The sequence below is a fragment of the Burkholderia sp. b14 genome (assembly GCF_900156195.1).
Lineage (GTDB): Bacteria > Pseudomonadota > Gammaproteobacteria > Burkholderiales > Burkholderiaceae > Mycetohabitans.
On sequence record NZ_FTPJ01000003.1, the window covers coordinates 2445082 to 2459535 of the forward strand.

The 14454-nt window shown below is 60.9% G+C and carries 14 protein-coding genes, 2 tRNA genes and 1 pseudogene; 11 read left to right on the forward strand and 6 right to left on the reverse strand.

Going from position 1 to position 14454, the window contains the following annotated elements:
• Nucleotides 1-35 precede the first annotated feature (35 nt).
• Together serS and B0B13_RS15715 are read left to right on the forward strand one after the other, a co-directional pair.
• Nucleotides 36-1328 (forward strand): serine--tRNA ligase, encoded by a 1293-nt coding sequence (gene serS / locus B0B13_RS15710; protein WP_076797035.1) that lies wholly within the window; start codon nucleotides 36-38, stop codon nucleotides 1326-1328.
• Between the two features lie 111 nt (nucleotides 1329-1439).
• Nucleotides 1440-1530 (forward strand) — tRNA-Ser (locus tag B0B13_RS15715).
• 154 nt (nucleotides 1531-1684) lie between these two features.
• Here the strand turns inward: B0B13_RS15715 and B0B13_RS15720 are convergent.
• Nucleotides 1685-1861: a CsbD family protein gene (locus tag B0B13_RS15720; RefSeq protein ID WP_076785315.1), complete on the reverse strand. Its 177-nt coding sequence runs from the start codon at nucleotides 1859-1861 to the stop codon at nucleotides 1685-1687.
• 90 nt (nucleotides 1862-1951) lie between these two features.
• A complete protein-coding gene (locus B0B13_RS15725) occupies nucleotides 1952-2587 on the reverse strand; it encodes a DUF3005 domain-containing protein (RefSeq protein WP_076797036.1) in 636 nt (211 codons plus the stop codon).
• 164 nt (nucleotides 2588-2751) lie between these two features.
• On the opposite strand from B0B13_RS15725, the gene minC reads away from it, so the two are divergent.
• The 5 genes and pseudogenes from minC (at nucleotide 2752) to B0B13_RS18565 (ending at nucleotide 6578) form a co-directional block, all read left to right on the forward strand.
• On the forward strand, nucleotides 2752-3540 hold the full coding sequence (minC, locus tag B0B13_RS15730) for a septum site-determining protein MinC (protein ID WP_076797037.1): 789 nt from the start codon (nucleotides 2752-2754) through the stop codon (nucleotides 3538-3540).
• Nucleotides 3541-3617: 77 nt separating this feature from the next.
• Entirely contained in the window at nucleotides 3618-4433 is an 816-nt protein-coding gene (gene minD / locus B0B13_RS15735) for a septum site-determining protein MinD (RefSeq protein WP_076797038.1), read from the forward strand.
• A gap of 9 nt (nucleotides 4434-4442) precedes the next feature.
• Entirely contained in the window at nucleotides 4443-4697 is a 255-nt protein-coding gene (gene minE / locus B0B13_RS15740) for a cell division topological specificity factor MinE (protein WP_076785311.1), read from the forward strand.
• Nucleotides 4698-4953: 256 nt separating this feature from the next.
• Nucleotides 4954-6066, forward strand: a pseudogene (opgC, locus tag B0B13_RS15745) (OpgC domain-containing protein).
• 356 nt (nucleotides 6067-6422) lie between these two features.
• Complete coding sequence (locus tag B0B13_RS18565) at nucleotides 6423-6578, forward strand: hypothetical protein (RefSeq protein WP_212667380.1); 156 nt, start codon at nucleotides 6423-6425, stop codon at nucleotides 6576-6578.
• A 454-nt stretch (nucleotides 6579-7032) separates the two neighbouring features.
• On the opposite strand, the gene B0B13_RS15750 is transcribed toward B0B13_RS18565, so the two are convergent.
• From B0B13_RS15750 to rph, 4 genes are all read right to left on the reverse strand, one after another.
• Nucleotides 7033-7120 (reverse strand) — tRNA-Ser (locus B0B13_RS15750).
• 138 nt (nucleotides 7121-7258) lie between these two features.
• Nucleotides 7259-8539 carry a radical SAM family heme chaperone HemW gene (hemW, locus tag B0B13_RS15755; RefSeq protein ID WP_237573810.1) on the reverse strand — a complete coding sequence of 427 codons (1281 nt, stop codon included), beginning with the start codon at nucleotides 8537-8539 and terminating at the stop codon, nucleotides 7259-7261.
• Nucleotides 8533-9153 carry an RdgB/HAM1 family non-canonical purine NTP pyrophosphatase gene (gene rdgB, locus B0B13_RS15760; RefSeq protein ID WP_076797039.1) on the reverse strand — a complete coding sequence of 207 codons (621 nt, stop codon included), beginning with the start codon at nucleotides 9151-9153 and terminating at the stop codon, nucleotides 8533-8535. Before rdgB ends, hemW begins: the two co-directional genes overlap by 7 nt.
• Nucleotides 9150-9881, reverse strand: coding sequence for a ribonuclease PH (rph, locus tag B0B13_RS15765; protein ID WP_076785308.1), 732 nt, complete (start codon nucleotides 9879-9881; stop codon nucleotides 9150-9152). The genes rdgB and rph overlap by 4 nt, the downstream gene beginning before the upstream one ends.
• 189 nt (nucleotides 9882-10070) lie before the next feature.
• On the opposite strand from rph, the gene B0B13_RS15770 reads away from it, so the two are divergent.
• From B0B13_RS15770 to B0B13_RS15785, 4 genes are all read left to right on the forward strand, one after another.
• Nucleotides 10071-11012, forward strand: coding sequence for a YicC/YloC family endoribonuclease (locus B0B13_RS15770; protein ID WP_076797040.1), 942 nt, complete (start codon nucleotides 10071-10073; stop codon nucleotides 11010-11012).
• Nucleotides 11013-11021: 9 nt separating this feature from the next.
• Nucleotides 11022-11705: a guanylate kinase gene (gene gmk, locus B0B13_RS15775; RefSeq protein ID WP_076797041.1), complete on the forward strand. Its 684-nt coding sequence runs from the start codon at nucleotides 11022-11024 to the stop codon at nucleotides 11703-11705.
• A gap of 25 nt (nucleotides 11706-11730) precedes the next feature.
• Nucleotides 11731-11934, forward strand: coding sequence for a DNA-directed RNA polymerase subunit omega (rpoZ, locus tag B0B13_RS15780; protein ID WP_076785305.1), 204 nt, complete (start codon nucleotides 11731-11733; stop codon nucleotides 11932-11934).
• A gap of 191 nt (nucleotides 11935-12125) precedes the next feature.
• Nucleotides 12126-14453: a RelA/SpoT family protein gene (locus B0B13_RS15785; RefSeq protein WP_076797381.1), complete on the forward strand. Its 2328-nt coding sequence runs from the start codon at nucleotides 12126-12128 to the stop codon at nucleotides 14451-14453.
• The last annotated feature ends 1 nt before the right edge of the window (nucleotide 14454 follow it).

Sequence of the window (14454 nt, forward strand, 5' to 3'; positions counted from 1 at the left end):
ATCTGCAGTTCATCCAACGTATTGCAAAGCTCCCCATGCTCGACATCACGCTGCTCCGCAAGGACATCGACGCGGTTGCCCAACGGTTGGCCGATCGCGGCTACACATTGGACGTCGCTGCGTTTCAGGCGCTCGAATCCGAACGCCGTCGGCTCCAAACGCACACCGAGGACTTGCAGTCGCGCCGTAACAGCCTGTCCAAGCAGATCGGCGCGATGAAGGGGCGCGGCGAGGATACCTCCGCAGTGATGGCGCAAGTCGCAGGCATCGGCGACGAGATGAAGGCGTCAGCGCTGCAGCTGGACGAAGTCCAGGCGAAATTATCCGAGCTGATGCTTGGCATCCCGAATCTGCCGCACGAGTCCGTGCCGGTCGGCGCAGACGAGGCGGGCAACGTCGAGGTGCGGCGCTGGGGCACGCCGCGCACGTTTGATTTTACGGTAAAGGATCACGTGGACCTCGGTGTGCCGCTGGGGGTTGATTTCGAGGCAGGCGCAAAGCTGGCTGGCGCGCGTTTCACGTTGCTGTGCGGTCAGGCGGCGCGCCTACATCGTGCGCTCGCGCAGTTCATGCTCGATACGCACACACAGATGCATGGCTATACCGAGTGCTATACCCCCTACATCGTGAACCCGGAGATCTTATACGGCACCGGCCAGTTGCCCAAGTTCGCCGACGACATGTTCCGCGTCGAGAAAGGGGAGGGCGACAATAAGGTCACGCAATACTTGATCTCGACGTCGGAGATCTCGCTGACCAACACGGTGCGCGACAGCATCGTCGACGCGGATCGATTGCCGATCCGGCTGACCGCGCATTCGCCGTGCTTTCGGTCCGAGGCTGGCGCGTACGGGCGCGATACGCGCGGCATGATCCGGCAGCATCAGTTCGACAAGGTCGAGATGGTGCAGATCACGTTGCCGGACAGCTCATACCAGGCGCTGGAGGAAATGGTGGGACATGCCGAAACGATCCTGCAGCGGCTGGAGTTGCCGTACCGCGTGATCACGCTGTGTACCGGCGACATGGGGTTCTCGGCGGCAAAGACGTACGATCTCGAGGTGTGGCTGCCGGCGCAGCATGCTTATCGCGAGATTTCGTCGTGCTCGAACACCGAGGCGTTCCAGGCGCGCCGCATGCAGGCGCGGTTCCGCCACGCACAAGGCAAGCCCGAACTGGTTCATACGTTGAACGGTTCCGGGCTGGCGGTCGGCCGCACACTGGTGGCGATCCTGGAGAACGGCCAGAACGCCGACGGGTCGGTCACGATTCCGGTGGCGTTGCGCCCATACATGGGCGGCATCGCGCGGCTGGAGCCCGGCGCGTGAGCAGATAGGGTGAAGCTTGACGCGTGAAAATCCGCTTGGAATTGCTCGACGGATTGTCTATAATATCTGACTTCGCTGAGCAGCGACCCGATCAGCGAAGTCAAAATCCCAGGAAAGGTGGCAGAGTGGTCGAATGCGCCGGACTCGAAATCCGGTATACGGTTCTCCCGTATCGAGGGTTCGAATCCCTCCCTTTCCGCCACAGACAAGGTTTTCAGCCGAATAGAGCCGCCCCCGCCGGCGGCTTTCTTGTGTTGTTGTGTCGAGCACGCATCACGATGTCAGAACACACCGCGCTCGGAACACACGCCCCTTAGTCAGGGACGGCCAATGCCCACCAGCGCGGCATGTGCAACTCACGAACCTTTCTTTACCTGTTCCTTCGCATCACCCCACGTCCGCTGTGTCTTGCCGACAGCCTGCTGAACATCGCCTTTCAGTTCATGAGCCTTGTTTCCGGTCACCTTCCCGGCGACCTCGTTGGCTTTCCCTTTGACCTGTTGGGTTGCGCCTTTGATTTGGTCCTTGTTCATAGATTTCTCCTGTTTGATTGCCCGGCCTAATCGCAGGCCGGTATGTTGTATGGTGTCGCAAGCACCGTTCCTGCCCGGCTTGAACTGCCGTCAGTGCTTTGCGCCGCCACGCAGGCGTATTTCAATCAAGCGCTCGGGCCGAAGCCGATGAGCGGCGTACGATTCGCCGCGCGCTGCGGCCGCGACGGCAAGCGACTCCCGGTCGGTCAACGTCGATTCGAGCGCCGGGTGTGGCAATTCGACTGGTGTTACAACGCCATGGTCTACAAGCTCGTAGCTATCACGCAGCGCAATGAGCGGCAATTCGCCACCGACGCGGCTGTCAAAGCCGCCAAGTCCACGGGCCGGCGTGGGGACAGCGTTGTCCAGCGTGGCCTGCGACACAATGGCCTGAATGTTTTGGCCGGTCTTCTTTGCCTCTGCGCTCTTGCCGTCGGTGTCCACCGTGTTATCAGTGGCATCGTTGTTGAGCAGGTCGGTGCCGCGTGGATGAGCCGCCTGCACGGGGTCCGCGGGGCCGTCGATGCCTGCGCGGGGCGCGTATGACGTTGCACCGGGCGACGACGTAGATTGCATATTGCCCAACCCGGCTTCTTTTCCGCTCGACGCGCGCTCGATGTCGCTCACTTGCGCGCGCGCCGTTTCAGTCTCTGGCTTTTTCAACAGGCTTTCGGCTGCCTGGCGTCGTTGCTCGGGCTGGGGCGGGTTTTTGTCTGTCGAGTCCATTGGATCGCTTCGATTAAATGATCACCATTTCTGTAGCAAGCCCCATTCCATGACGGCAAGCGAAGCTATGAGCCGCCACGCCATTATTTAGGGCAAACACAGCCAATCTTTCGCGGTGTCACCCCGCAGGCCTGTAAAATACGGTAAATTTTTTGCAATCTCTTATGTCGGCCAAGAAATCGCCCTTTTTCGAACTGCGCAGCGGTACGCTGGATACGCTTCTGTTCATTGTGAAGACAACTGATTTGGCCGAGATGCGCGCTGAACTGAGTCGACGCTTCGACGCGACACCGGAGTTTTTCGCCAACGATGTGGTGGCGATCGACCTGCGGCGCCTGCCGGCGAACCAACGCGTGCCGGTCGCAGAAGTGGCCGAAATGCTGAAGGCATTCCGGATGCATCCGGCCGGCATTGTCGCGAACGACGCTCAGCGGCCGTGGGCACAACTTGATGCACTGCCGTTCGTCGAGTCACGTGAGCGGCGTGTGGCACGCAGCGACGAGCCCGCGGCCGAATCGCCGCCACAGGCCGCATCGACGGTGCCGCAGGCCACATCGTGTGACATGACGGCCAAGCCACAGAGCGATGCCGCAGCCGACACCGAGCGGGGCGGCGGCGGTGCGACACTGGTGATCGACAAGCCGCTGCGTTCGGGGCAGCAAGTCTATGCAAAGGGCGACCTCGTTGTGCTGGGCTTGGTCAGCTATGGGGCGGAAGTCATTGCCGAAGGCAACATCCACATCTATGCGCCGCTGCGAGGACGCGCACTGGCGGGCGTGCATGGCAACCACGGCGCGCGGATCTTTTGCACGTGCCTGGAGCCGGAACTGATCTCGATCGCCGGTATCTACCGGACCACCGAGACGCCACTCGGGTCCGATGTGCTTGGCAAGTCGGTACAGATCTGGTTGGCGGACGAGAAGTTGATCATCGAGCCGCTGCGGTTGACGTAGCGGCAATTCGTATTGGAAGACAGGAAGACATCCGCACCGACAGTGGCGGAGCACATTGACGAATACAAGGTAATGGTATGGCAAAAATCATTGTGGTGACTTCGGGCAAGGGCGGGGTCGGCAAGACGACGACAAGCGCAAGCTTTGCGGCCGGACTCGCGTTGCGCGGGCACAAGACGGCCGTCATCGACTTCGACGTCGGCCTGCGTAATCTCGATCTCATCATGGGCTGTGAGCGTCGTGTCGTGTACGACCTGATCAACGTGATCCAGGGTGAAGCGAATCTGCACCAGGCGTTGATCAAAGATAAGAAGTGCGAGCAGTTGTACGTCCTGCCCGCATCGCAAACGCGCGACAAGGATGCATTGACACTGGAGGGCGTCGAGAAAGTCATCAACGACTTGATTGAAATGGACTTCGAGTACATCGTCTGCGACTCGCCAGCCGGTATCGAGTCCGGTGCGTTGATGGCGATGCACTTTGCGGATGAGGCGCTGATTGTCACGAATCCCGAGGTATCGTCGGTTCGAGATTCGGATCGCATCCTCGGGATCCTGGCGTCCAAGACGCGACGCGCGATTGAGGGTAAGGAACCGGTCAAGGAACACCTGCTGATCACGCGCTATAACCCAAAGCGTGTCAGCGAAGGCGAGATGCTGTCGCTGGACGACATCCAGGAGATTCTGCGGATCCCGTTGATCGGCGTGATTCCGGAATCCGAGTCGGTGCTGCATGCATCGAACCAGGGCGTGCCGGCGGTGCATTTGGACGGGACCGACGTGGCTGAGTCGTACAAGGACGTGATCGCGCGTTTTCTTGGGGAGCAAAAGCCGCTGCGGTACATTGATTATCAAAAACCGGGCTTGTTGCAACGTCTGTTCGGTAGCAAGTAAGGGGGGGAAATGTCAATTCTTTCTTTTCTGCTGGGCGAGAAACGCAAGTCCGCGTCGGTTGCAAAAGAGCGTTTGCAGCTGATCATCGCGCATGAGCGTGCGGCCGGACGAGCGCCGGCCAACTATTTGCCGGCGCTGCAGCGTGAGCTGGTCGCGGTGATTTCGAAGTACGTGGCGATCTCAAACGACGACATCAAGGTTCAGCTCGAGCGGCAGGACGATCTCGAGGTGCTTGAAGTCAAAATCGAAATTCCGCAATCGTGACCGCCGCCGGCCGTGTGTGCGGCGCGTGACTAGCGACTGAAGTCCTGTTGGGTGACGCCGCTTCAGTGTGTGCGATCCTGCCGAAACCGGTGAAGAACCTTGCCGTATCGATGGCCAATCCGCACGATTGCGTCATGAAACGCAGCGTTCCTGCGCGATCTAAACTTTCCCGGAATCTTTTCGGGCCGATCCGACTCCACGACCTGAACTGGGCAAGGGAGCACTGCGGTTGGTGACGGTAATGCGGGAGCGGTGAATGACGACGCCTATACGACGCTCAATCGAAGTCGATTTCCTTCGAGGCGTGGTCCTGATTGTGATCGTGCTCGATCACATCTCCGGCAGCTCGCTGGCCAAGTTCATGCTACATAACTACGCATTTTGTGATGCCGCGGAAGTGTTCGTATTCCTGGGCGGCTATGCGTCAGCGGCTGCCTATGCGGCGATCGAAGCGAACCGCGGCGGGCGGGCCGCGACTATGCGCTTCCTGTCGCGCAGCATGTAAATCTATCGCGCCTATTGGCTGACCGCGGCGTTGATGCTTGCCTCGGGAGCGATGATCGCCGCGCTGCGCTTGCGCACGCCGATGCTCGCCGAGAGCGAATGGCCGTTGTTCGTGGCGCAGCCATGGTCAATGATCCGTGACATCGCATTGTTTCGGCACCAGCCATACTTGTCTGCCGTGCTGCCCATGTATGCGTTCTTTGCGCTCGGCGCCGGCGTTTCGGTACCCTACGCACGCCGTGCACCCGTCGTCACGTTATTGAGTAGCCTCGTGGTATGGTTGTTAGGGCCAGTGCTGGGGCCGCTGCTGCCCAGCGCCAGAGCGGGCGGCTGGGGATTTAATCCGTTCGCGTGGCAATTTATGTTTGTTTGCGGGATGCTGGCACGGCTGCATCCCGTGCCTCCAGCGTTTTATGCATCGCATACAGTTCGCGAATTGACGTGGATCGCCATTGGCACTGCGCTCGGCTTTGCGTTCTCTAAGCTGGTGCTGCAGACCCAGCCGATGCCAGGCGTCATGAAACAGAACCTTGCGCCGCTGCGAATCGTCAGCTTTGCCGCGTTGGCGTGGCCCGTGGCCGTCGCGGTCCAGCGCGGCTGGCTCCGCGTACTGGCCATCCGGATGCGGGACGTCGTCAACGTGGGACAGCAAGGGATGCCGTGCTTTGTGGCCGGTGCGTTCATATCGATCGTCATCGATACGGCGCTGCGGGCCAGCGGTCCGCAGCGGATGCCGTTCGTCGCGGGGCTGTGCGGCGACGCGCTGGCGATCGGCGCGGTGATCGCTACGGCGCGACTGGTCCGGGCGCGGAAGCGGCGCGCGGTGGCCCCGTGTGGCAGTCTCGCCGTGCCGCGCTCCGAATAGACGTTGACGATGCCGCCCGGTGTACGGCCCGCAGCAAATCGGTTATCTCGACCAAACTTGCATTGGCTTGATCGATGTGCCGGGCGTCTTTCATCTTGTATGCCGACACCATTGAGGCTAGGTTGGGAGCAAGAAGGAGCGGCTGTCGAGCGGCAGGCCGTATAGTGCAAGGTGAGCGTGAGGGGTACCTTGGGTTGGAATTACCTTGGGCGTAGCGGTCTGCGCCCCTGTCATCTGTACGCGGGAATGTGCGCGCGTGCGCAGTGGCGCGCATTCCTGTCGGTGGGCGCGGCGCTTGCTAACAGAGCGCTACATAGTGGACGGTGCACGCCGTTCCAAAATCGGGAGAAGCCATGATGGAAAACGATGCACCGACGAAACATCCCACGCCTGCGCACCATAGCGACCACGAAAAGAGCAGGATGCCAGAGCGCCACGACAGCGGCCGCAAGCAGGCGCCGCATGATCGGCCCGGCAAGGCGCCGGGCGAAGGGGAAGTGCCGGTCGGCTGACAATCAGCATCGGTGGCGCTGTATCGCCTGCTACTTGCATTTTGTCGTAACCGAGGCCGAAGGCGAGTAATGAACGGCCGCAAAGAAGACATACACCACTCTGAACCCAACCGAGTTGCGTAGCAGCACCGCGATCATAACAAGAATGCCAGTACGTCGAACATGATCGGCACTCGCCAGACATAACAACATTCTCGGAAGTTCGGCGCATCGCCTAAGCGCCAAAATCATCGCCGCATCATGAATGACAAACATTCGCCATGTTGAGCGACGGTTCGACCGTTTTTAACCGGCTCGCCAGGCCAGTTTTTTGCCTATCGCACGGCCGAATCATGGGGTCGAACGTCGCGTCTTAGGCTAACTTTGGCCGAGATGGCCATTTTGCTTGCACGGGCAGAGTTACAAGCATTCAACTTTTTGAAATCCTTTTAGATCAAAGGATTGAGAATGAGGTTGGCGGAAGCGGTGAGATTCGAACTCACGGACGGTTGCCCGTCGCTGGTTTTCAAGACCAGTGCCTTAAACCACTCGGCCACGCTTCCTGGAACGCGATATTGTAGCCGATTTGCTGCGCGTGCTGAACATCGGCCGGCAGGCGGATGCGCACGCACCTCCCGGCCGGCTGCCACGAGGCCGTGCGCACGCCGTTTCATGCAGCTAAGGCGGGCATGCGCGCCGGTTCACGCGTCGTCCTTCAGGAACAATGCCTGCAGGTCGTTCAAGAAACGCTGGCCGAGCGACGTCGGCGCGATACTCGTATGGTCACGACGGATCAAGCCACGGCGTTCGGCTTGCGCGAGGGCGGGCTCGACCGATGTCATCGTCAGCCCGGTCCGCTCGATGAACCGATGCACCGGGAAGCCTTCGGTGAGCCGCAGCGCATTGAGCATGAATTCGAACGGTAGGTCACGCGTACTGACTTCGTGCTGTTCCTGGATCGGTGCGCCCGCGGCAGTCTGCGCCAGATAGGTGGCGGGGTGTTTGTAGCGCATCTGTCGCACGATCCGTTCCGGAAAAGACAGTTTCGAATGCGCGCCTGCGCCGATGCCTAAGTAGTCGCCGAATTGCCAGTAGTTCAGGTTGTGCCGGCTTTGCCGGTGCGCTTTAGCGTACGCTGACACTTCGTAGCGGTGGTAGTCGGCTTCACGCGTGCGTGCATGGATCCACTCCTGCATGTCGGCCGACGTGTCATCGTCGGGCAGCGTAGGGGGATACTTGTGGAAATAGGTGTTCGGCTCCAGCGTGAGATGGTACAGCGACAAATGGGGCGGCGCGAATGACAGCGCAGTCTCCACGTCCGCCTGGCATTGCGCCAGTGTCTGGCCCGGCAGCGCAAACATCAAGTCCAGATTGAAGTTGTCGAAACTCGAGCGCGCGATCTCTACCGCGCGGCGAGCCTGCGCTGCGTCGTGAATGCGGCCCAGTGCCTGCAGGTGAGCGTCGTTGAAGCTCTGGATGCCGATCGAGAGCCGGTTGACGCCGCTGCTGCGAAAGCTCGCGAACTTGACGGCTTCGAACGTGCCGGGATTCGCCTCGAGCGTGATTTCCACATCTGCGTCCAGTGGCAGCAACGCGCGTAGGTCTGACAACAGCCGGTCAATCGCCTGGGCCGATAGCAAGCTCGGCGTCCCGCCGCCGATGAACACGGTATGGACCGGCCGTCCCCAGATCAACGGCAACGCCGCTTCTAGGTCGGCGCGTAGCGCGTCCAGATACTCGGTTTCAGGAAACTGCGCGTCGTTTGGACCGCGTGTGAACGCGTGCGAATTGAAGTCGCAATACGGGCACTTGCGCACGCACCATGGAAAATGCACATACAGGGACAGCGGCGGCAGTGCGGTGAGCCGGATGCGTCCCGGTGCAATGAACGCGGACACCGCGCCGCCCGATCCTGGAGCGTCGGTGTGCGCGAGCGGTGAGGGACGGGCGGGTGCGCGTCCCGCGATGGGATGATTCACCATGCGTTCTTCAATCGACGGATCAACTCTGCCAACGCCAGCGCGCGATGGCTATGGGCGTTCTTCACTTCCGGCTGCAACTGGGCGGCGCTTGCCTGTAGCGCAGGGATATAGAACAGCGGATCGTAGCCGAAACCGTGCCCGCCACGGGCCTCGGTGAGGATTTCGCCGTGCCAGCGACCGTCGGCGATCAACGGCTCGGGATCGTCGACATGGCGCACCAGCACTAGCACGCAATAATAGTAGGCGCGCCGGTCGGCGTGCGTGCGCAACATGTCGAGCAGGCGCGTGTTGTTGGCCGCATCGGATTTCTCGCCACCGGCTAATTGCGCATAGCGGGCTGAATAGACGCCTGGGGCGCCGCCCAGCGCATGCACGCATAGCCCCGAATCATCGGCAAGCGCGGGCAAGCCGGTGACGCGTGCCGCGTGGCGCGCTTTTTCCAGTGCGTTCTCGATGAACGTCGGATGGGGCTCGGGTGCTTCGCCCACGCACAATGCGTGCTGCGGCACGAGATCAATGCCAAACGCGTTTAGCGCAGAAAATTCGCGCAGCTTGCCAGGATTGTTCGACGCCAGCACGATGCGCGACTGCGCAGATCCGAGATGGCTGTTCATGGCTGCAGCGCCTTTTTTTGCAGCTCGATGAGTCGCATGATGCCGGACTCGGCGAGATCGAGCAGTGCGTTCATCTCGCCGCGGCTGAACGGTTCGCCTTCGGCCGTGCCCTGCACCTCAACGAAGCGGCCGGCCCCGGTCATCACCACATTCATGTCGGTGTCGCAACGCGAGTCTTCTGCGTAGTCCAGATCGAGCACCGGCGTCGCGCCGTGGATGCCGACTGATACCGCCGCGACGTGGTCGAGGATCGGCGTCGCGGTGAGCTTGCCGTGCGCCAGCAGCGTATCCACCGCATCGTGTGCGGCGATGAATGCGCCAGTGATGCTCGCACAACGTGTACCGCCGTCGGCCTGAATCACGTCGCAATCGATATGCAGCGTGCGCGGGCCCAGTTTCTCCAAGTCAAACACCGCGCGCAGCGCACGACCGATGAGCCGCTGGATTTCCTGCGTGCGGCCGGTCTGCTTGCCACGCGCCGCCTCGCGATCGCTGCGCGTGTGCGTCGCGCGCGGCAGCATGCCGTACTCGGCGGTGAGCCAGCCGCGCCCGCGATCGCGCAGGAATTCGGGCACTTTCTCCAGCACGCTGGCGGTGCAGATCACTTTTGTGTCGCCGCATTCGATCAACACGGAACCTTCGGCATGCTTCGTATAGTGGCGCGTGATGCACACGTCTCGCAGTGCGTCGGCGGCGCGGCCGCTGGGCCGCGGAGTTGGGACTTTCATAGTGGAACAGTCAGAAAGTGGATGCGGTTGGAGGTCAGCTGCGCCGACCCGAAACCCGCATCTTAGCGCTAAACGCGATTGTCCTCGGTGAGCCGGAGGCGTTTCCCTCATGCCGGCCGCTGTTGCCGGGGGCTGGTAGGCGTTCAGTGCGATAATTGTTATTTACCAGAACTTTTCGCGAGACGCACAATGATCTACAGCATGACGGGCTATGCGAGCGTGACGCGGGAACTGGTCGCCGACGGTGTATCCGAGGTCGGCGGCAGTACCCATACTGCCAGCGTATCGGTCGAGTTGCGCACCGTGAATTCGCGGTTTCTTGACCTCAATTTCCGTATGCCTGAAGAGGTGCGCACCTGTGAGCCGACGTTGCGTGAAATGCTGATGAATCGTCTCTCGCGCGGCAAGGTCGATATCCGTATCAACGTGCAACGCAGCGAGCAGGTGGCGCTGACCGGGTCGCTCAATCGCGACGCGCTGCTGCAACTGGCGGCACTGGAGCGCTCCGTGCTCGATGTGTTTCCCGGCGCGGGCGGCCTGCGCACCGGTGAAATCTTGCGTTGGCCCGGCGTGATCGCCGATAGCGGCCTGTCGGCCGCATTGCTGCGCGACGCAGTGCTGGCCTGCGGTAAGCAGGCCGTGGACGAGCTAGTCAACGTGCGCGGCCGCGAAGGGGCGCAATTGGCCGCGATGCTGTTGGCCAATGTGACCGAGATGGAGGCGATCGTCACCCGTATTACGCCGTTGGTGCCCGAGCTGATCGCGCGTCATCAGCAAAAGATTGTTGAGCGGCTGCAAGCAGCGCTCGGCGTGGCGGCGTCGGACGGCTCGCCACAACTTGTCTCGCGCGAGGAAATCGCTGAACGGATCCGTCAAGAGGTGACAATGTACGGCATCCGAATCGACATCGCCGAGGAGCTGTTGCGGCTGAGTACGCATTTGGCCGAGACTCGCCACGTGATTGAAAAGGGCGGCCGGGTTGGCAAGCGGCTCGATTTCATGATGCAGGAACTGAACCGGGAAGCGAACACGCTGGGGTCCAAGGCCGCGGCGAAAGAACTGGCTGACGCGTCGATGACGCTGAAGCTGCTGATTGAGCAGATGCGTGAGCAAGTTCAGAATTTGGAGTAGTCCGACACGATGACGAACAATCTCAATCCCTATACCGCAGAATATCCCGGTAACCTGTTCATGGTGGTCGCGCCGTCCGGCGCGGGCAAGTCGACGCTGGTCAACGCGCTATTGGCGCGCGACCCGTCGATCCGGCTGTCGGTGTCGTACACCACCCGGCCACCGAGGCCGAACGAGACGAACGGCGTTCAATATCATTTCATCCCGGCGTCTGACTTCCTAGAGCGCCATGCCCGGGGTGAATTCCTCGAGAGTGCCGAAGTCCATGGCAACTACTATGGCACATCACGCGTGTGGATCGAGGAGCAGATGAAGCGTGGCGTGGACGTGCTGCTGGAAATCGATTGGCAGGGCGCGCAGCAGGTGCGCAAGCAGTTCCGAAACGCGGTCGGCGTCTTTATTCTGCCACCGTCGCTTGATGCGCTCGAGGAGCGTCTGCGCAAGCGTGGACAGGACGAGCCGAACGTGATCGTGCGCCGGCTGCTGGCCGCTGGCAGCGAGATCTCGCATGCGCCCGAATTCGAATATGTATTGATCAACGAGCATTTCGATCGTACGTTAACCGAAATGCAGACTGTGGTCGCCGCGACACGGCTGCGTTTCGCATCGCAGCGCGCACGTCACGAGAAGCTATTCGTCGAGTTGGGCATCCACTCATCACAGGCGGATGGATCGTGCGGTGAGTTAAAATAGATTTATAGCAACAAGGAATTCCAATATGGCTCGCATTACCGTCGAAGACTGCCTGGAAAATATCCCGAACCGCTTCGAGCTTGCGCTTGCGGCGACGTATCGTGCGCGCCAACTCGCGCAGGGCCACACACCGAAGATCGAAAGCAAGGATAAGCCGACGGTACTCGCGTTGCGCGAGATTGCCGAAGGAAAGGTCGGCATCGAGATGTTGAAGAAAGTGCCGGTCTGACCGGCACGCCCGCCATGTGACGACACAACGCAACACACCTGGAGGCGCAAATGAGTTCCAATCCATCGCACGCCTCCACGTTGTCGTGCGCCGCGCGCGCGGATGACGAGGCCGCGGCACGGCGCCCTCAGGCCGGGACGAAACGCCCGTCCACGTCGCCGACTGGCGCGGACGCTGCGGGCGGCGCTGGCATGGCGAGCAAAACGTCGCCTGCACGCGCGTACATCGATGCAGTGCTCGAACAATCGTTTCGGCACTTGTTCGGTCCGACCGCCACGCCCGAGCAGCCACGCAAGCACGAAGTCGTATCGATCGCGAAGCTGACCGAAGAGTTGGGCTCATACATGACGCCGGCCGAGATCAAGGAGATCAAGGCCGCGTTTCACTTCAGCGACGAGGCCCACCTAGGCCAATACCGGCAAAGCGGCGAGCCGTACATCACGCACCCAGTGGCAGTGGCCGAGATCTGCGCCGGCTGGAAGCTGGACTCGCAGTCGATCATGGCCGCGCTGCTGCACGACGTGATGGAGGACCAGGGCGTCACAAAGACGGAACTGGCTGAGCGTTTCGGGCCGAAGGTGGCTGAGCTGGTCGACGGGCTGTCCAAATTGGACAAGATGGAATTCCGCAACCGCGAGGAGGCGCAGGCGGAGAATTTCCGTAAGATGTTGCTTGCGATGGCGCGGGACGTGCGCGTCATCCTGATCAAGCTTGCTGACCGGCGGCACAATATGCGCACGCTCGGTGCGGTGCCGCCTGAAAAACGTCGGCGGGTGGCGCGCGAGACGATCGATATTTATGCACCGATTGCGCATCGGCTCGGCCTCAACAACACGTATCGTGAGCTACAGGAGCTAAGTTTCGCGAATTTCAATCCGCGCCGGTATGCGACCCTTGAGAAGGCCGTCAAGGCGGCGCGCGGCAACCGGCGAGAGGTAGTTGGCAAGATCCTCGAGGCGGTGCAGCGTTCGCTGGCCGATGCGAAGATCGATGCTGACGTGACCGGGCGTGAAAAAACGATTTACAGCATTTATCGAAAGATGCGCGACAAGCAGTTGTCGTTTTCGCAGGTGCTCGACGTGTACGGTTTTCGTGTGGTCGTCGACACGCCGATAGAATGCTATATGACGGTCGGTGTATTGCATTCGTTGTACAAGCCGGTGCCGGGCAAGTTCAAGGACTACATTGCGATTCCGAAGGTCAACGGATACCAGTCACTGCATACCACGCTGGTCGGCCCATTTGGCACGCCCATCGAGTTCCAAATCCGCACGCTGAAGATGCATGAGATTGCCGAGGCGGGCGTTGCGGCACATTGGATGTACAAGAACGGCAGCGCGGATCTGAATGACGTGCAAAAGCGGGCGCACCAGTGGCTCAAGTCGTTGCTCGACATCCAGAGCGAGGCAGGCGATTCCAGCGAGTTCCTCGAGCACGTGAAGATCGACCTGTTTCCAGACGCGGTCTACGTGTTCACGCCCAAATCGAAGATCATGGCGCTGCCGCGTGGCGCGACTGCGCTGGACTTCGCGTATTCAGTACATAGCGATCTGGGTAACCAGTGCGTTGCCGTCAAGATCAACAACGAGTTGTTGCCGTTGCGCACCGAGCTTAAGAGTGGCGATATCGTCGAGGTCATCACGGCGCCGTACTCGAAGCCGAACCCTGCTTGGCTGGGGTTTGTCCGGACCGGCAAGGCGCGTTCGGCGATTCGCCATTATCTGAAGACGATGCGCTTGAACGAGTCGGTGCAACTCGGTGAGCGGCTTGTGGAACAGGTGCTCAAGGCGTATGGGCTGTCACTTGCTGAAGTCACGCCGGAGATCTGGGACAAGATCGCGCACTCGACTGGCAATAAGTCGCAGCAGGAAGTATTCGCCGATATCGGGTTGGGACGTCGCATCGCAGCGGTGCTCGCCAAGCGGATCGAATTGTTGCTTAGCGGCCGTGACGGGGACTCCGACGAGCACCCGCGCCCCGATGCGCCGGCTCATGCCAGCGGCGGACCGCCGGTATGGATCACCGGGACAGAAGGGATGGCGGTGCAACTGTCGCCTTGCTGTCGGCCGATTCCCGGCGATGACATCATGGGCTACATTGGAATGGGCCTCGGCATGTCGATCCATACGACCGATTGCCGTGTCGCGCAGCGTATTCATCGGCGCGATCCCGGTCGCTGGATCGATGTCGCGTGGGCGCCGCAGCCGGGACGTTTGTTCGATGTGGCGGTCAAGGTGCTAGTGAAGAACACGCGTGGTGTTTTTGCACGCGTGGCCGCCGATATCACGGCCGCCGATGCGAATATCGTGCACGTGGCGATGGATGAGGATCTGGCCCAAGAATCGATGGCGCTGCGCTTCCTAATTCAGGTCAGTGACCGGGTCCATTTGGCGAATGTGATCCGGCGTACTCGGACCAATCCCGATGTGATCCGGATTGGCCGTGAGCGGGCGTCCGACGACGGCCACCATCGGCACGATGGTGGAATGCGCATCGAGCGTGACCGCGGTGACTATTGAC